Origin of the sequence: Rhodococcus sp. 114MFTsu3.1, assembly GCF_000383555.1 — a bacterium.
GTDB lineage: Bacteria > Actinomycetota > Actinomycetes > Mycobacteriales > Mycobacteriaceae > Rhodococcoides > Rhodococcoides fascians_E.
Genome location: NZ_KB911553.1, coordinates 20753 through 38102 on the forward strand (window position 1 = coordinate 20753; position 17350 = coordinate 38102).

17 protein-coding genes are annotated in these 17350 nt (G+C 61.3%); 8 read left to right on the forward strand and 9 right to left on the reverse strand.

All coding sequences use genetic code 11. The annotated features are described in order from the left end of the window. Nucleotides 1-10: 10 nt before the first annotated feature. Nucleotides 11-1249, forward strand: coding sequence for a glutaminase (locus H292_RS0117365; RefSeq protein WP_020112204.1), 1239 nt, complete (start codon nt 11-13; stop codon nt 1247-1249). On the opposite strand, the gene H292_RS0117370 is transcribed toward H292_RS0117365, so the two are convergent. Continuing rightward, complete coding sequence (locus tag H292_RS0117370) at nt 1237-2109, reverse strand: LysR family transcriptional regulator (protein ID WP_019665099.1); 873 nt, start codon at nt 2107-2109, stop codon at nt 1237-1239. The two genes, H292_RS0117365 and H292_RS0117370, sit on opposite strands and share 13 nt — an antisense overlap. Before the next feature lie 31 nt (nt 2110-2140). On the opposite strand from H292_RS0117370, the gene H292_RS0117375 reads away from it, so the two are divergent. Beyond that, nucleotides 2141-3445 carry an MFS transporter gene (locus tag H292_RS0117375; protein WP_020112205.1) on the forward strand — a complete coding sequence of 435 codons (1305 nt, stop codon included), beginning with the start codon at nt 2141-2143 and terminating at the stop codon, nt 3443-3445. Here H292_RS0117375 and H292_RS0117380 read toward each other — a convergent pair. Then, nucleotides 3376-4017, reverse strand: coding sequence for an SGNH/GDSL hydrolase family protein (locus H292_RS0117380; RefSeq protein ID WP_020112206.1), 642 nt, complete (start codon nt 4015-4017; stop codon nt 3376-3378). The genes H292_RS0117375 and H292_RS0117380 overlap by 70 nt on opposite strands. Before the next feature lie 25 nt (nt 4018-4042). Further along, nucleotides 4043-4486, reverse strand: a complete 444-nt coding sequence (locus H292_RS0117385; RefSeq protein WP_020112207.1) for an Lrp/AsnC family transcriptional regulator — start codon at nt 4484-4486, stop codon at nt 4043-4045. Between the two features lie 80 nt (nt 4487-4566). Here H292_RS0117385 and H292_RS0117390 point away from each other — a divergent pair, with 80 nt between their 5' ends. From H292_RS0117390 to H292_RS0117400, 3 genes are all read left to right on the forward strand, one after another. Continuing rightward, a complete protein-coding gene (locus H292_RS0117390) occupies nt 4567-5241 on the forward strand; it encodes an AzlC family ABC transporter permease (RefSeq protein ID WP_020112208.1) in 675 nt (224 codons plus the stop codon). After that, nucleotides 5234-5560, forward strand: coding sequence for a branched-chain amino acid transporter permease (locus H292_RS0117395; protein WP_020112209.1), 327 nt, complete (start codon nt 5234-5236; stop codon nt 5558-5560). The genes H292_RS0117390 and H292_RS0117395 overlap by 8 nt, the downstream gene beginning before the upstream one ends. 187 nt (nt 5561-5747) lie before the next feature. Continuing rightward, a complete protein-coding gene (locus H292_RS0117400) occupies nt 5748-6491 on the forward strand; it encodes a DUF5131 family protein (protein WP_020112210.1) in 744 nt (247 codons plus the stop codon). Here H292_RS0117400 and tcmP read toward each other — a convergent pair whose 3' ends face one another. The 3 genes from tcmP to H292_RS0117415 all read right to left on the reverse strand — a co-directional run bounded on the left by tcmP (nt 6492) and on the right by H292_RS0117415 (nt 8908). Beyond that, a complete protein-coding gene (gene tcmP / locus H292_RS0117405) occupies nt 6492-7463 on the reverse strand; it encodes a three-Cys-motif partner protein TcmP (RefSeq protein WP_020112211.1) in 972 nt (323 codons plus the stop codon). Between the two features lie 122 nt (nt 7464-7585). After that, nucleotides 7586-7993 (reverse strand): hypothetical protein, encoded by a 408-nt coding sequence (locus H292_RS0117410; protein ID WP_020112212.1) that lies wholly within the window; start codon nt 7991-7993, stop codon nt 7586-7588. Nucleotides 7994-8041: 48 nt separating this feature from the next. After that, nucleotides 8042-8908 carry a ribonuclease H family protein gene (locus H292_RS0117415; RefSeq protein ID WP_020112213.1) on the reverse strand — a complete coding sequence of 289 codons (867 nt, stop codon included), beginning with the start codon at nt 8906-8908 and terminating at the stop codon, nt 8042-8044. 182 nt (nt 8909-9090) lie between these two features. Between H292_RS0117415 and H292_RS27220 the strand changes: the two genes are divergently transcribed. From H292_RS27220 to H292_RS28210, 3 genes are read left to right on the forward strand one after another with little or no spacing between them, the layout of a single operon-like run. Continuing rightward, entirely contained in the window at nt 9091-11175 is a 2085-nt protein-coding gene (locus H292_RS27220; protein ID WP_020112214.1) for a hypothetical protein, read from the forward strand. Further along, nucleotides 11165-12781, forward strand: a complete 1617-nt coding sequence (locus H292_RS0117425; protein WP_027498891.1) for a class I SAM-dependent DNA methyltransferase — start codon at nt 11165-11167, stop codon at nt 12779-12781. The genes H292_RS27220 and H292_RS0117425 overlap by 11 nt, the downstream gene beginning before the upstream one ends. Further along, the gene (locus H292_RS28210) at nt 12781-14007 is read left to right on the forward strand and encodes a hypothetical protein (protein WP_155949801.1); all 1227 of its coding nucleotides are present in this window, start codon (nt 12781-12783) and stop codon (nt 14005-14007) included. Before H292_RS0117425 ends, H292_RS28210 begins: the two co-directional genes overlap by 1 nt. Before the next feature lie 1619 nt (nt 14008-15626). Here H292_RS28210 and H292_RS27715 read toward each other — a convergent pair. The 3 genes from H292_RS27715 to H292_RS28215 all read right to left on the reverse strand — a co-directional run bounded on the left by H292_RS27715 (nt 15627) and on the right by H292_RS28215 (nt 17213). Beyond that, nucleotides 15627-16202, reverse strand: a complete 576-nt coding sequence (locus tag H292_RS27715) for a hypothetical protein (RefSeq protein WP_155949802.1) — start codon at nt 16200-16202, stop codon at nt 15627-15629. A 113-nt stretch (nt 16203-16315) separates the two neighbouring features. After that, complete coding sequence (locus tag H292_RS0117450) at nt 16316-16981, reverse strand: DUF4352 domain-containing protein (protein WP_020112221.1); 666 nt, start codon at nt 16979-16981, stop codon at nt 16316-16318. A 31-nt stretch (nt 16982-17012) separates the two neighbouring features. Continuing rightward, complete coding sequence (locus H292_RS28215; RefSeq protein WP_155949803.1) at nt 17013-17213, reverse strand: hypothetical protein; 201 nt, start codon at nt 17211-17213, stop codon at nt 17013-17015. Nucleotides 17214-17350 lie beyond the last annotated feature (137 nt).

Here is a 17350-nt window from a genome sequence, read left to right on the forward strand (position 1 = left end):
ATTTCGTACCGTGAAGTCACCTGTTCCCGATTACCTGCGGGAAGTACTGGACAGCCTGTCGAGCAATACGGACGGCGAGGTCGCGGACTACATTCCCGATCTCGCGCATGCGAACCCCGACGTGTTCGGGATTGCGGTGACGACGGTCGACGGACGGACTCATTCCGTCGGCGACGACGAGACCGAGTTCTCGATCCAGTCGATTTCCAAGCCGTTCGCGTACGCGGCCGCGCTGACCGACCGGGGCTTCGACGCCGTGCTCGACACGGTCGGGGTGGAGCCGTCGGGCGAGGCGTTCAACGAGCTGTCCCTCGAAGGTGACACTCGCCGGCCGAAGAATCCGATGATCAACGCAGGCGCCATCGCCACACATTCTCTGCTGGGTTCGTCGGTCGAGGAAAGAACCTCTCGCGCACTGAGTTTCTTCTCGACCCTCGCCGGACGGCAGTTGTCCGTCGACGAGTCCGTCTGCCGGTCCGAGCTGGACACTGCGGACAGAAACCTCGCCATCGCGCACATGCTGCGCAACTACGGCATTCTGCCCGACGAGGCCCATGCCGTCGTCGAGGGCTACACGACGCAGTGCTCCATCAACGTCACGGTCCGAGACCTCTCGCTGATGGGAGCCACGCTGGCGTCCGGCGGGGTTCACCCGACGTCCGGCGAACAGGTCGTCAGCCGGGCGGTCGCCCGGCAGACCCTGTCGGTCATGGCAGGGGCGGGCATGTACGACGCCGCCGGCCACTGGTTGACGTCGGTGGGTATTCCCGCGAAAAGTGGTGTGGCGGGCGGTCTTCTGGGTTCGCTGCCGGGCCAGGTGGGTATCGGCGTCCTGTCACCGAGACTCGACTCGCACGGCAACAGCGTCCGCGGCGTGAAGGTCTTCGAGCGGCTGTCCGACGACATGGGCATGCATCTGATGGACGTCGAGCCCTACGGTTCGTCGGTCCTGCGGAGCATCCGCGACGAGGACGGCGAATCGACCGTCGAGCTGCAGGGCGTCGTACAGTTCGGTGGCGCGGAGATGCTGCTCGACGCCTTGTCCCGCGACATATCTTCGGGCACAATCGTTTTCGACGTCTCCCGGGTGAACCGGTTCTCCGACGTCGGCCGACGAATGACTCTCGAGGGTATGCGACGCATCGCGCTCGACGGCCGAGACGTCGCGCTCATCGATCCCGACGGTGTTCTGCCGGACCCGAACCTGGGTGACGGCACTTACCCCCGGATCCGGACTCAGGACGCCTGATTCAGCAGGATCTCGGTGAACGCTGTTGTCACCGAGGTGATGTGCTCGGGGTGGGTGATCACCGAGACGGTGCGCGTCGGTGCGTCGACCACGTCGATCCGATGAAGCCGAGGAAACAACTCGGCCAGTGACGACGGCAGCAGTGTGACACCCAGCTGCGCCTCCGCCAGCCCGGTGACCAGTTCCGCCGAGTCCGCTTCGATGACCGGGCCCCGCTCGACGGACGACTGCGTGAACGCGTGATCGGTCTGCATGCGGGCTTCGCTCCCCGCGGGCCGGTCGATCATCGGCACTCCGCCCAGTTCGGCCAGGCGCACCGTCACCCTGCCTGCCCACTCGTGACGGGGGGAGACGAACAACGACAGCTTCTCCGTCCACAGCGCAGTCGACGTCAGACCGACGTGCGTCCGGCCCGGCGCGAGGCCGATGATCCCCAGGTCGAGGGAACCGTCGGCGACACCTGCGACGGTATCCGCGCTGCCCCTCGGCAACAGCGACACCGTCGTGTTGGGATGCGAGGTCCCCAACGCGGCGACGGCCGCGACCACATCCACCCGGGTCAAAGGAACGATCATCCCGACGCGGAGGCGTCGAACTTCGGTGTTCGACGGCGAGACGTCCGAGACGAGGCGCGCCACCGCACCCAGCACGCCGTAGGCGCGTTCGAGGAAGATCTGGCCCGCCTTGGTGACGGTGACGCTACGGCTGGTGCGAGTGAACAGCTCGACGCCGAGCTCTCGCTCGAGGTCGCGGATCTGACTGCTCAGAGCAGATTGCGCGACGTGCAGGCGGGCGGCAGCTCGGCTGAAGTGCTGTTCCTCGGCCACCGCGACGGCGTACTGGATATGACGGAGTTCCACCCCCACAATCTATCGCTTGGCGCGATCGATGGTGCTGATCGATCTATTGGACAGCATGATCGATCAGGAGAAGGCTGTACCCGTGAACACGACAACGTCGAACAAAACCGGGATCGGGACTCCCGTCGTCGCCCTCATGGCGGTGGCAACGGGACTGAGCGCCGGCGGCAACTACCTCAACCAGCCACTGCTCGACCTCATCGCCGAACACTTCGGAGTCTCGCAGTCCGCGGCCGCAGTGTCGGTCACCGTCGCGCAGATCTCCTACGCACTCGGTCTGCTGTTCCTCGTTCCGCTCGGCGATGTGGTCGATCGACGGAAGCTCAGCGTCGGACTGATGGCGCTGGCTGCCGTCGGGCAGGCTCTCGCCGGCTTCTCGCCCGGACTCTCGTGGTTGCTCGTCGGGACCGCCATGGCCGGATTGTTCTCCGTTGCCGCGCAGGTCATCGTTCCGTTCGCAGCCTCGATGGCCGACCCGTCGGAGTCGGGCCGAGTCGTCGGAATCGTCATGGGCGGTTTGCTGACGGGAATTCTGCTGGCCCGCAGCATCTCCGGCCTACTGTCCGACGTGACCGGATGGCAGGGGGTGTACCGGCTGGCCTCGGTCCTGATGTTGATCGCGGCAGCGGGTTTGTGGCGGGTACTGCCGCGACACTCGGGGACAGCAGGCGTGTCCTACCTGCCCGCGCTGGCGTCGATGGGCGTGCTCGTCCGTCGGTACCCCCGGTTACGTGTTCGATCCGCCCTCGGTGCCTTGTCCTTCGCGTCGGTCAGCGCAGTGTTCGCAACGATGACGTTGCTGCTCACCACCGAATTCGGCTTCTCCGCAGCTCAGATCGGGCTGATCGGGCTCGCCGGCGTGGCCGGTGCGCTGATGGCGTCGGTCGCCGGCCGTCTGGCCGACCGCGGACTGGTTCAGTGGGGAACCGGAATCGGCGTCGTACTGCTGATCGCCGTGTGGCCGCTGTTCATGATCGGAAGCCACGTCTGGCTCGTGTTCGTGCTTGCCTTCGTCCTGGTCGATTTGGCACTGCAAGGCGTGCACGTCAGCAATCAGAACGTCGTCTACGCCTTGGAACCCGAAGCACGGGCGCGCATCAACTCGATCTACATGACGACGTACTTCGTCGGAGCGTCGGTGGGGTCCGCCGTCGGCACGCTCGCCTGGAAGCACTACGGCTGGACCGGAGTCTGCATCACCGGAGTGGTGTTCGCCGGTCTGTCGCTGCTGGTGTGGCTGCGCGATCTACAGCTCGGCCGTACCGATCAGCCGCAACTACCGCCGACGCCGAGGCCGGACAGCGCGGAGAACAGTCGGTCCGCCAATCGAGCGTGACCACCGTCGTCCGGGTGAATTCCGTCGGGCGCGTAATCGGTGGCCGGGTTCAACCATCGCTCCGCCTTCGGATCCAGGAACGTCACGCCTGCCACCCCGGCCGCATCGCGGAGGTGGCGTCGGATCTCGTCGATGTTGCCGTGTTTGGCATTGGGGGCACCGGTCGGCCCGACGACGATGATCCGCGCTTGCGGCGCCACCACGCGGTAAGTGAGATACAGGCCGGTGGCCGCCGCGAACAACCTGCCGTCGCCGCGGTCGTTTCCGCTGCCCTGCACAATGATCACGTCCGGAAGCGACGTCGCGACGGCCGCTACCCGCGGGACACTGACGAACGGGTCGGTGCTTGCCGCGTACCCACTGCCGGACCGCGCCACCAGATTCAGATCCCAGCAACCCCTGGCCCCGAGCAGAGTGGCGTAGCCGCCGTAGCCGCTGCTCGCGCCGACGCCCGCGCTGAAGGAATCGCCGACGATCGCCACCCTCAACGGACGTGGTTGCGCGTGCGCGGGAACGTTCCCGACGAGCAGTGCGGCAACGACGATCGCACACAACGCAATCAGCTTTCTCACGAGAACGATGGTAAGTCAGCGAGACTCACGGAGCATCGGTCTTGAGAATTTTCATGGTGATGCGCGAGTCCACCCGCGCGATGGCCGGATCACCCATAAGTTGTGTCGTGAGCCATTTTTCGAACGCTGCAAGGTCCGCCACACGAACACGAATGAAATAGTCGGGGATGCCGAACATCCTGCGCAACTCCGCGACCTCCGACATCCCGGCCATGCGTTCCTCGAACGCGGCCACCGTCCGGAAGTCCTTCGCGACGAGGTCGGCATGAATGATGACTTCGAACCCCCGCCCCATGCGTGTTCGGTCGACTATCGCGGAGTAACCGGTGATGACGCCGTCCTCCTCCAACTTGCGGACGCGCCTCAGGCACGGCGCAGGCGTGAGCCCCACCTGCGCAGCCAACTCTTGATTGGTCAACCGGCCGTTCTCCTGCAGCAGCAACAAAATGTGCTCATCGATGGCATCCACATCTCTGATATTGCGCGCATCTCGGGCTTTACACAAGAAGCGGCAACAAAATCGCGCGACGTATTTCCTATCATTGCCGCATGACCACGCTCGCCCCCACCCAGCTACGCTCCCCGTTCCGCGACGCCACCCGATCAGCAGGCGTCGTATGGCTCGGATTGTTCGTTCTGGGAATCGGTTTCGGGGTGATCGTCACCGCACACGATCTCCCGTGGTGGCTCGCGCCCATCATCTCCGGCGTCCTCTTCGCCGGCTCCGTCGAATTCATTCTGGTCGGGCTCCTGGCCGCATCCGCACCCCTCGCCGCGATCGCCATCACCACACTACTGGTCAACTCACGGCACCTGTTCTACGGTCTCACCTTCCCCCTGCAACGCGTCGACGGCCGAATAGCCAAGCTGTACAGCATCTTCGCGCTCTGCGACGAAGCCTTCGCCCTCGCATCCGCCCGACTACGAGGCCGACAGATCCTGTGGACCCAGTTCGGCCTGCACTCGTCGTGGATGGTCGGAAGCCTCGTCGGCGCCGGTGTGGGCAGCTCCCTGCTCGCCGGACTCGAAGGACTCGACTTCGTCCTCACCGCACTGTTCGTCGTGCTGTTCCTCGACGTCTACCGCGAGAATCCCGACCGGGTGACGCTGATGTTGGCCGTCGGCGCCGGGATGATCGGGTGGGTGCTCGCACCTGGATCCATGCTGGTCGTGGCAATGTGCGTGTTCACCGCAGCCCTGATGGTCAGGCACCGGCGTGGTTGACTACTGGTACATCGCCGCAGCCCTGGCCGTCGCCGTCGGAATCACATTCTCGCTGAGAGCAATTCCGTTCCTCGTCCGATCGTCCCTGCGAGAATCCGCCCTCCTCGACTCACTCGGTAAGTGGATGCCCCTCGGCGCCGTCGCCATCCTCGCCGTCTACGCCCTGTCCTCCATCGACCTCACCGGCGCCGCCCACGGCATCCCACCCCTCGCCGGCGTCACCGTCACCATCGGCCTGCACCTCTGGCGCCGCAACATCGCCCTCAGCATCCTCGGCGGCACCGTCACCTGCGTCGTCCTGACGAACTGGGTGTTCTGATTCCGTCGACTTCGCACTTGCGCAGTTCCTCGTCGGCGTGTCGTCTGCACAAGTGCGAGTTCACGGGAAAGCACTCCTCGAGTGGAACCCGACCGGTTCGGCGCTCGCCGTAAGATCCGGTCCAGTAACTGGTGCAGAAACCCAGTTCTGTGATTCACTCGTACATACGTTCGACAAAGGTGGGGTTGTGGCAGACAAGTCTTCGATCGAGTGGACAGAAGCGACGTGGAATCCTGTGACCGGCTGTGATCGCGTTTCCACTGGTTGTGACAACTGTTATGCGCTGACGCTGTCGAAGCGGCTCAAGGCCATGGGTGCCGAGAAGTACCAGAACGACGGCGATCCACGCACCTCCGGCCCTGGATTCGGAGTCACTACACACCCGCGGGCGTTGGATCAGCCTCGTCGGTGGCGCGCACCCCGCGTCGTTTTCGTCAACTCGATGAGCGACTTGTTCCATGCGAAGGTACCCATCGCGTTCGTCCGCGACGTGTTCGACGTCATGCGGGAGACTCCGCAGCACACCTATCAGATCCTGACCAAGCGCTCACTTCGACTGTCGCGTATGGCGGACAAGTTGGAGTGGCCGTCGAACGTGTGGATGGGTGTATCGGTAGAAGACGCGTCGGCCCTGGAACGCGTCGACCATCTGCGAACCGTACCCGCAGCAGTGCGGTTCCTTTCCTGCGAGCCGTTGATAGGTCCGCTTGACGGGATCGACCTACGCGACATCGGCTGGGTTATCGCCGGCGGAGAATCCGGACCGAACTACCGTGTCATGGACATCAACTGGGCACGGGGTCTGCGGGACGACTGTCGCCAAGCGGGAGTTCCCTTCTTCTTCAAGCAGTGGGGCGGCCGGACCCCGAAACAACTCGGACGCGAGCTCGACGGCCGCCTCTGGGACGAGATGCCACGTCGCGCTGGTTAGTCACCACCACGGACGCGTCGACGGATCCCAGTGAGGCTCGGGTTGCCACAGAACCTCACCGCTGATCTCGGGTTCGGGAAGCTCCAGCTCGAAAAGGCCGGCTTGTCCACTCCTCGCGATTCGCTGCTCCTTCGCACGGCGCACCGCCTGCGCCATCATTGCCGGTTCACGCTGTGCGGCCTTCTTGTAAAGGTGACGCATGATCCGGTCGCCCGCGGGATGGTCTGTAGCGAAGACCATGTCGTAGATTTCAGTCTTGTTCGGCATCAGCATCGGGATTCGATGGGTGTATGCGTAGCCCAGCTGCTCAGCGAGCTGATAGCGAATCAAATTGACCATCTCGGCTCGATACTCTTTCGCCGTTATCAAACGCCGCTCCTTCGCGCGCTGTACGCGAAGCCAATCGTCGGTGCCGTACAACCGCGAAACACGTTGGCGAAAGATATCGTTGTTTGTCCCACGTGTCCCGCGAGCGATCGACACTGGCGACATCAGTATCCATAACTCCGCCTTCGCCTTGAAGGACTTGAATTCGGAGATTTTCTGCAATGTCGACCAATGCACTTCTGCTGCCTGTTGGTCGACGAAGGCAAACGTCGGCGCTTTGGAGAAGCGTTTGTACCGCGCCAGCGTGCCGTCGATCGTAATGTTGCAGTCCCCGGACACGACCTCGAACACGCGATCCGGAAACCGGTCGTGCAGGTCTGCCTTGAGCTTGTCCGCATTCTGCGGTAGTTCGCAAAAGATGTTCCGTGTGAAGCCGGGGCTCGACGCCAACGCCCGCCTCGGTGATCCAGCGATCGGCTCTCCAGTTGATCGCGCGACATTCTCCGCTCGCCCTGCCATGAGATCGATGTAGATCCGTTCGTGCGATTTCTTTGCTGCGACGTTGAAGGCTGGCAGGTACTCACTGAGTATCTGCAGCTTGTTTTCCGTCCAATACGACCACTCGCGTGGTGTGTTCTTCGACATCCGACCCCACCCCCATCAGTTGAAAGAACTACCCCTCCCGAAATATAACGGGAGGTCCCGACAATTCGACCGAGCTGGACCGGCAGAACGCCCACCCCTCGAGGACGTTCTGCCGGAGTTTTCTACAGCCCCGCAGAACCCGTCCACGGCAGCGGCACGGGAGCGGGCGCAGGTGCCGGGGCAGGCTTCGGCGCCGGCGCGGGGGCCTTCAGCGTCCAGGTCCCGCAGAAACTGGATGTGAACGCGACGTCGCTCGACTTGATCGTCACGACGGCCTGCCCGGACTCGGGGCTGATGAAATCGTTGGTGATGATCGAGTCGAAGTCACCATCGAAGCTCGACGCGCGCTCCCAGTAGCATCCGTACTCGTCGAGCGATCCCGACGACACGTAGGTGCCGGGGGCGATGTCGCTGCCGACAGCCCAAGTGCCGTTTCCGAACGACGTCGCGGGTGCAGCTGAAGCGACGCCCGCACCGAGCAGTGCGGTTCCGACGACGGCAGCAGCAGCGAAGAGAGACTTCTTGAACATGGATGAGCCTTTCGATTGGAACTGAAGGTGCAGAAACCGGGATGATTTCTACGCAGCCAGGACGCTGATATTCAGCTGTCCGAGGATGTTTCGGTTGATCTGCTCTTTGACGCACGGGTCGACTCCCGCTTCGTGATTCCGTCGTGCAGCGACGGCGAGACGGTCGGCGATTTCGTTGAGTTCGTGTCCAGAATGTCCGCGGACCCAGCTGTACCGAATGTCGCGACCTTCGGCTCGTCGGTGGACGACGTCGACTATCTCGACGACGTCTCCGCGGCGCGTGTCGAGCAGGCGCGACCGTGATTTCGTCAACGACGCCAGAGCGGGCTTACTGTCGGTAAGGATGTGGAGTCGACGGTACGGAAAGGTTCTGATTGCCAGCGCAATTGCGAGAAGTTCACCGGCGAGCACGCTATCGACGTCGGGATAGGCTTTGCTGGCAAACCCGCCTTCGGCGCTGACACACGCGACGCCGACGCCAGAACGGCCCGTCGCCTTGGATGCGTCGGTGGCGACCACCAGCTCGGGGAGAGCCTCACGCCTCGCGAGTTCAGCGGCCCACGCACGACGGTGTGCGAAGCGAGTGTGGTCGTCCAATGCCTGGACTGCGATGCCGACCAGCTCGACGAGACGCCCGCAGGCGGCATCCACCACAGTGATCCCCGGGAACGACGCCGAGGCCGCCTGGATCTCTCGCCGGAAGGCACTGTCCGATATGTACAAAACAGCCGAAGATTCGAGAACCGCCAGTAGATGTTCGAAAGCATCGAGAGCAGGTGCGTACATGCCGACCGTTGTAGAACTTTCGAAAACCATTGACTGCGGGCTGATCTCACCGCCCATCCAGGCCAGAGCGACTTCGCCGTCGTCGCCCGTGCCGAACTCCGCCCGGCGAATGTGTAGTACAGCGAGCATCGTGTCCTCCTCGGTCGGTTGCTGATGTGAACAGCTTCGACCAAGGCCCATTCATAAATGAAGCCGTGTATTGATAACCGGGGTTATCAAATTTGCGTGTCAGTTTGACAGAAACCTCGGGTAGCTTACAGGGGAGTGGACCGACAGGTCTCGACCAAGTCTACCGAGGAGGTGCGACATCCATGAGCGATCGCGTCGCGACCCTCCTCACGATGTCCGAAATCGCTGCGTTGGCCCAGGTCCAGCGGCCGGTGGTCACGATGTGGACGCGCCGGTACCGGGGCACCGACCGTCCGTTCCCAGCTCCGCGTCACGGGCGCAATCAGCAGCGACGCTACGACGGCGACGAGATCGTCTCGTGGATCGTAAGCCGCAACCTCGGCAACAACGACGCCCTGGAGGAGAGCCTGGCGCTGCACGCGGCTCTGGACACAGGGAACGACCTAGGCACGGACGTGGCCTTCGACGGGATAAGTGCTCTGCTCTGCCTCAAGTGGCATCTAGGGGCGCAGCTCAGTGAATATTCGGCGATCGAACTCTTGGACGAGGCCGACGAGACCGACCCCGACGACGAGTTCCTGTATTCGGAACTGGAAGCCCTCGGCGATGGGATCGCCGACTTCGCCGAGTATACGGACCGAATGGTCGATTCCGCGTACGGTCCGAGTCGGGCCTTCGAAACACTTCTTGCCCAATCGAATCGGCTGCACGGTGGTGATCTGCCAGCGATTCGACTCGCTCCTCGATGCCTCACCCTGTGCGCAGCCATCACGACGGCTCTCACCGACCCCGATCATCACGTGTACGTCGACCCGTCCGGCGGCATCAGCGACCTGCTGGTTGCAGTCCGTGCTGCCCTTCCCGAATATTCGGAATCGACGGCCGTCCGCCACGAAACCGACTCACGCCTGTCGCGTCTGGCGCGGCGTCGCCTCATTGTCCACGGCTGGGCCAGAAGGAATCCGCCCCAGGGTGGATTCGGCAGTGGCTTCGAGGTACCGGGGCCGGCTGCGTTCATCGTCGAGTATCCGTCGCCTCTGGCTCAAAGCGATTCGGAGATCCTGGCGCATATCGATGAGATTGCCGTCCAGATGTCCGACGAACACGTCGCGATCATCCTGGCCCCCGCATCTGCCTTGCTGGATGCACAACCAGATTCCGATGCTGCGCGGGTGCGATCGGACATTCTGCGATCGGACCGTGTACGCGCGGTCATTCGACTGCCGGAAGGTTTGTTGACTGCGCGGCCCGGAACGTCGATGGCACTGTGGGTGCTCGGTCCCGCGTCCGAGGCGGTCAAACCCGCGGACCGATGGTCGGTGCTTGTCGATGTCGGCTCACGCGAGCTGGACACCGCAACAATAGACGGCCTGGTGTCCGATGTCGTTGCAGCGATGGGTGATTGGCAGAGCGTTCACGCCCACGCGTTCCAGTTCGGTGTACTGGCCAAGACTTCGGTGCTGTTGGCCGAGGACAGAAAGGGCCTAACTCCGGCCCGTATCAAACGACCTCGTGCCAGGCGCAGTGGTGCAGAACTTGCAGCAGAGGTGCTTACACATTCGGATGCTGTCCGTCGCACCCAGCTCGAACTGCGTCGCGAAGTCCGCATCCCGGTGGGATACCGCGATTCGCAGGGTCTGCTGTTGCCTACACTCGGGCAGCTCGCCGCATCGGGCGAAGTCAAGATCGTGGGCGGCCACCGAATCGAATCCCAACATCTGATCGCCGGCGGCACTGTGCGTGTTCTGGGCCTCGACGAGGTCCTCGGCGACAGTCCGTTGGGCAGACGCGGGCTGGATCGCTTGGTGTTCTCGACGGCGTATCCCAGTGCGCGTTACACCGAACCTGGTGACATCGTGTTCTGCTCTGGCGCACGCTTTCGTGCGATCGTCGACCACGAGGGTTCGTCGGTAGTCGTCTACCCCGCGAGGATCATCAGGATCGCCGACGCCCCCTCGTCGGGCCTCATTCCCGACGTCATCGCAGGTCACCTCAACGCATCCGGTCTCGGCTCACGACCGTCGGGTGCAATCAGGTCGAGTGCGACGTGGAAGCGTTGGGAGATTCCGCGGGTACCGCCAGATCGAGCAGCGGCGACGATCGATGCGGTCGATTCGTTACGTCAGCAGCGCGCGGCGGCTATGCATTTAGTGACCCAGATCGATCAATTAACGAGCACCCTCGTCGACGGCTTGGCGCATGGAGTGCTCGCCGTCGGCGACGATTCGCAGCTTCTACAAGAAAGGCCGGCACGCAATGCCTCCTAGGAAACGGGCGGCGGCAGTCAGCACGCCGTCGACGATGAAGGAACTCAAGGACACCCTGTGGAAGGCCGCGGACAAGCTCCGCGGTTCGATGGACGCTTCGCAGTACAAGGACGTCATTCTCGGGCTCGTCTTTCTCAAGTACGTATCCGACGCCTTCGATGAGCGGCGTGAGCAAATCCGCGCTGAGCTCGTGGCCGAAGGTATGAACGAGGACCAGATCGCAAACCTGATCGACGATGCCGATGAGTATGCGGGGAGCAACGTGTTCTGGCTTCCCGAAACTGCGCGCTGGCAGTACCTCGCTACGAATGCACGCGGGATTCAGGAGACACCAGGATCACCGGGTAAGACGATCGGTCAGCTGGTCAACGAAGCCATGGGCGTCATCATGGAGACCGACACCAACTTCACGGGCACGCTCCCCCTCGTATTCAACAATGACAGTCTCGATCAGCGTCGCCTCGGTGAGCTGATCGACCTACTGACGGACACCCGGTTCACCGGCCACGGCTCGACAAGGGCCCGAGACCTACTTGGCGAGGTTTACGAATACTTCTTGGAGAAATTCGCTCGCGCAGAGGGTAAACGAGGTGGCGAGTTCTACACGCCCTCGAGTGTTGTCCGTGTGCTGGTCGAGATTCTCGAACCGTACAGCGGACGAGTCTACGACCCGTGCTGTGGATCGGGTGGCATGTTCGTACAGACCGAGAAATTCATCGAGAGCCACGGCGGGCATCGGACCGATGCTCACGTGTTCGGTCAGGAAGCCAATCAGCGCACGTGGCGCATGGCCAAGATGAACCTCGCGATCCATGGCATTACCGGCCAGCTCGGTGACCGCTGGGAGGACACCTTTGTACAGGACAAGCACCCGGACTTGCGCGCTGACTACATACTCGCTAATCCTCCTTTCAACATCAAAGATTGGGCTCGACGCGAAGACGACAGCCGCTGGAGGTTCGGCGTGCCGCCGGCTGGCAACGCCAATTACGCTTGGATTCAACACATCATCTCGAAACTTGCTGAGCGCGGTAGTGCCGGTGTAGTCATGGCGAACGGTTCGATGTCGTCGAACTCGGGCGGTGAAGGCGGCATCCGAGCGCAGATCGTCGAGGCCGACTTGGTCTCGTGCATGGTTGCACTGCCTACCCAACTCTTCCGAAGTGCAGGTATCCCGGTCTGTCTGTGGTTCTTTGCGAAGGACAAGTCCGCTGGGCCGAAGGGATCCATCGATCGGCGGGGGCAGGTGTTGTTCATTGATGCCCGAAACATGGGATACATGGTCGATAAAGCTGAGCGCGCCTTGCGCGATGACGACGTCACGGCGATCAGCAGGTGTTTTCATTCATGGAGGGGGTCAGTTTCCGCTGCATCAAGCGCATACTCCGACAAGTCCGGTTTCTCCTATTCGGCAAGTCTCGACGAGATCAAGGCTGCAGACTACGCCCTCACTCCCGGACGGTATGTTGGCGCCGCCGAAACCCTTGAGGATGCCGAACCCCTTCCCGACAAAATTAATCGGCTGTCAAGAGAATTGGCCAGGTTATTCGAAGAATCGAACCGATTGCAAGGCATTGTCCGTGACGAACTTGGCAGGATCATGTGATGGAGTATTATTTGGTTGATCTCCTTACCACGTCAAAAGACGGAGATTGGGGCAAGGGAGAACCCACGGATAAACACACCAAATATTCGGTTATCCGAGGTACCGACTTCGAATCCGTTTCCCAGGGAGATGGAACGGGCGTACCTGTCAGATATCTCCCAGATCGAACTGTCGAGCGGCGGCGGCTCCAAGTGAACGACATACTTATCGAGACAGCGGGTGGTTCGCCCACACGTCCAACTGGTCGTACGATGCTCATAACTCAGGATGTGCTCGACTCGCTTCCGTTTGACGCGACCTGCGCGAGTTTTGCCAGATTCCTGCGTGTCGACGACTCCATCGCTGATCCACGCTACGTCTACTGGTTCCTGAAAAGCCTGTACCTCACCGGTGAAATAGAGCAGTACCAAGTGCAACACACTGGAGTTGCACGTTTCCAGTACACACTTTTCGCACAGAGCCGAATCGTCCCGCTACCAGATCGTCGCACCCAGGAAGCAATCTCTTCTCTCCTGGCGGCACTTGATATGAAAATCCTTGCGAATCTGCAGGTCGCCGAAATATCGACGCAGCTCTGTGATCTCATCTTTGATGATCTCTATCGAGGCTTGAAGAGCCCTGAGGTTTTGCTGGCAAGCATCGTGTCAACGCAGTATGGAATTACAACTAAACCAACTAACTCGCCGAGCGGTCAGCGCTTATTACGGGTAACTGACATCAATAAGAAGCCCTGGATAACCTGGCCGAGTGCTCCTACATGCAGTCCGACCGAAACTGAGCTTCAGCGATACGCCGTCAGACCAGGCGATATTCTCGTCGCTCGAATGGCGGATCCGGGCAAAGTTGGCTACGTCGATCCCGGTTTCCCTCCTTCGGTCTTTGCCTCTTACCTGGTGAGGTTATCCGCCAAAAATCCTGAGAATTCGTTGTTCATATTTCACTTTCTGAGATCCAAAATGTATCAGGCATATTGCGCTGGAGCTATATCCGGTTCGGTTCAGAAGAATATGAACGCGCGCGTGATTGTGGATACCACTCTACGAATTCCTGATCAGCGAGCAATCGCCGAATTTAATGTCCGCGCACACAATCATCGCGCCGTTGCTATATTAGCTTTGAACGAAAATTCTGTCTTGATAAATCTGCGAAATACGCTTATCCCGAACCTACTTTCTGGGCGACTTACGGTAAGTGGCGCGGTTAAACAAGTTGAGAACATTCTCTAGCAGGAATTGAGCTTGTAAATGGTGAGGCCTATGGACGCGAATATTCCGGAACGAAGGCGAGGCTACCCTTGTTCAACATCGAATCAATTTGGCGGAATTTTTTAATTCGGTAGCGGCAAGCAGCAGTCACTTGCTGCTTGAGACCTGAATCGACTCACGCGCCACCACACGAAGGCACGGGAACATTACACCATGAATCCTGGCATCGTTCTCAGACGAGGACTGGTCTGCCCTGCCCTGCGCAGTAATACCGAACGGCTCGACGCCGATTCGGAGGTCATCGGACCGTAGGGTGTTGCCGGAGCCGCCAGCGGACGGCTGCACTCGTGTAGGTGACCAAATTCGTGAAGTCGAGTACTCGAGCGTCCAGTGTTCGTCACAGTCCTTTGAGTCGGAATGAAAACAAACCGTGCTCAATGACGGTCTCTTCGAGATGCCGGGCGCGGACAGAGTCGCCGACATCTGTACAGATGGATACACATTCAGCAGACGTCTTTTCCGGATTGCCGACGAGTGCGTTAATTGGTTCGGGCTACACTTAGAGTTTGAGACAACCGACGAGATCCGGGTTTCACACAGGTACATCGATCCGGCGTTCGTTCCTGACGCCGGTTCGAAGCCTGGGCCACGCAAAAAGCGCTTCCACGGCGACAAGTGGTTCGCGGACTAGGACCACTTCAGCGGCCCGCGAATCAATCGCCTGTTCGTGCGTCGACCCCCAGGACGTCACCACTACCAAAACCGATAACCACACTAATGGTTGGATTCGGTCAGACGGCTCCGGGCACACTTATGGAGGCTAAATACCTCGGCGACTGGAATCCCACCTCAGAGTACAAAGCAATGCGTGCGATCAAGATCGAGCACCGATCGGAGACTTGGCTACAGTAACTTGGCTTCCGATCGGAGACACGTTGATGCTGAACAAGCTAATTCGGAGTTGCGCGGCAAGAGTCTTCGGTGTTGCCTGCCTCTAGGCAATTCTGCCAGTCGATCTGGCCCTGAACCCAAGGTGAAGGTGTTTGCACCACTGGGTAGTTCGGGTTCGGGATGGTCGCACCGTTCGGGTACACGCAGACATCGGTCTCGCACGTCGGAGTGTTGGCGTCGATCTCGCCTTGCAGCACCTGATCATGGACGGATTGGCAGTACGGCGACCAACCCGTCTCTGATCCGTCAGACCATGTTGTGGCAATCGGGCCCAATCCCATTTGGCAATCGACGATGTACGGCTCCTCGTACACCGGGGCCGGTTCCACGTATGTCTCGACGGCTTCGAATGCATTTGTCGCTACGACCGGCGGCACCTCCGTCGTCGGCTGTGCTGACGGCAAAGCCGTCGCGGTCACTGTGGTCGTCGCCGACGCCGACGCCGACGCAACAGGCGACGGGTCCACGGCCCGGTCTTCGCCACCTGAGCATCCAGGCAGAACTAACAGCACGGCGAACACAGGAACGACGACGATTGGCAACTTCACGGCCCATGTACCGTCCGAGTGACCTCTACCGTTACAGCGCAGACCAGTGCGACCTGCGCTTCGCAGTGGAAGTTGATACACCAGACTCCTGGCTAAATGAGCAGAACAACTCCCAGCGTCTGTTATACGGCGGTCGACCAATCACCCCGGATTCCGCGTCGACCGGCTTCTGAAGTGCTGATGTTTTCCCAGTGCCTCGATCAAGCGCTGCCGGGTCACGTTCAGGTTCGCGAGGCGCTTGCTGAGATGCGCATTGGGCTGCCTGTTGATCTCAGTGATGCGCTTGTCTACGCGGGCGATTTCGGCGCGGAGTCGCCGAACCTTTTCACCCGACGTCGACGATGGCGTAGGTAACCCGGCCGCAGTTTTCGGACCAGGAGACCCTTTGATCGCAGCCCTCTTCGCTCCGACCTGCTTCTGCGGAGCGGCGGCCGACTTTCGCACTTTGTTCAGGACCCGCTGAGCGCTGGCCGCCCGCTTGCGGACATCCGTTTCAGCGGGGGACTCCGCGAAGAGAGACCCGCCGAGGGGTCGCAATCCATGCGCTGCGAGGTAGCTCGTCGCCTCGGCGATGATCTTCTCCAAGTCCTTGCACCGGCTGCACCGACGCGGGCTCGACGCGTCGACCTTGCTCGTCGACCCGCACCACTGGCATGCCGACGTTCTGGGCTTCCTCGTCGGTCGTGCTTGTGTGAACTCCGGGTCCGAACCCTTCACGTCCCGCCCACCCCACGGGGGTGTGTATGCGCCGGAAGGGTTGCCCGTATGCAATCGAACTCGGCCGCGCGCCATCGCCTACCTCAGTTCCGCTCCATCAGTACTGACTGAGATCATCTCAACGAAACTCGAGTTCCGCGCGAGAACATGGAATCGTGCAGTTCGATTTCGGCGGGTACAGCTCCCACTGGCATGTCGAAGACGACCTTCATGCTGACGCTGTTGCCCGGGTTGATCTCGTCCCAGATTGCGACGTCGGTATCGAGCCCGATCGCAGCCGAGGTGTCCGCACTGAACTTCCGGCCCTCGGCGTCGTACATTTCCTGAGAATCGGGACTGAGGCCCTTCGGCTCGTTCGACGTGTTCAGGACCGACACCGTGACGATCGTGAACTGTCCCTGAGCTTTCTCGACCAGATAGGGATTGTCGCCGACCGCGGCCAGTCCCGACTCGACGTTGGTCACCGTGAACTCGAACTTCCCATCACGCACCGGCATTCCGATTCCGGGAAGCGCCGCCGGCGCGTCCGGCTCCGGTTCAGATGCATTGGGCACAACGGGGGCGTCCGGCACAGCAGGTGCATCGGGTGCATCGGGTGCACCGGGTGCACCGGCACTGTCGGTCGCGACGGGTTCCGTCGTTTTGGGTTCGTGATCACCGAGGTTCGCAAAGATGCTCAGGACGATCAGCAGCGCCGGAACGCCGAGGATCCAGCGCCACTTCTTCGACTTCTTCTCGATGGGTGCTGCGGGGGTGGGTGCTGCAGGATGGTAGGACATGTCGTTCTCTCCTTGAAAGGTGGTTGGGATGTCAGTCGAGCGAAAAGACAAGGCCTGATTCGGCTTCCGACTCGGTGTAGGTGAGTTCGCCTCGGTGGCTGACCTCGACCTTGTAGAACGTTTTTCCGCGCGAGACTCCGGACACGGTGAAGTCCAGCCAACACCCGCTCGATCCGCCCGAGCTGGTCGCAAGTGCCCCCTTGGCCAGGAGGGTTCCGGATTCGTCGGACACTGTGACCGCGGCCCCTGGGCCGATGTCGTCGTAGCCGCCTCGGCCGGCGCACTCGAAGCCGTCGGGCAGTCCGTAGGTCGTGATGCTGTCCTCAAGCGTGATGGCACCGAGGCTCGAACGTCTCGGGCGCAGGATCA

What these genes read in the sequence shown, in the direction of transcription:
- H292_RS0117410 (WP_020112212.1), bottom strand. Translation starts at nt 7,993, where the DNA reads ATGTTCAAGAAGTCTCTCTTCGCTGCTGCTGCCGTCGTCGGAACCGCA.
- H292_RS0117450 (WP_020112221.1), bottom strand. Translation starts at nt 16,981, where the DNA reads ATGTCCTACCATCCTGCAGCACCCACCCCCGCAGCACCCATCGAGAAG.
- H292_RS0117425 (WP_027498891.1), top strand. Translation starts at nt 11,165, where the DNA reads ATGCCTCCTAGGAAACGGGCGGCGGCAGTCAGCACGCCGTCGACGATG.
- H292_RS0117415 (WP_020112213.1), bottom strand. Translation starts at nt 8,908, where the DNA reads ATGCTCGCTGTACTACACATTCGCCGGGCGGAGTTCGGCACGGGCGAC.
- H292_RS27220 (WP_020112214.1), top strand. Translation starts at nt 9,091, where the DNA reads ATGAGCGATCGCGTCGCGACCCTCCTCACGATGTCCGAAATCGCTGCG.
- tcmP (WP_020112211.1), bottom strand. Translation starts at nt 7,463, where the DNA reads ATGTCGAAGAACACACCACGCGAGTGGTCGTATTGGACGGAAAACAAG.
- H292_RS0117390 (WP_020112208.1), top strand. Translation starts at nt 4,567, where the DNA reads ATGACCACGCTCGCCCCCACCCAGCTACGCTCCCCGTTCCGCGACGCC.
- H292_RS28210 (WP_155949801.1), top strand. Translation starts at nt 12,781, where the DNA reads ATGGAGTATTATTTGGTTGATCTCCTTACCACGTCAAAAGACGGAGAT.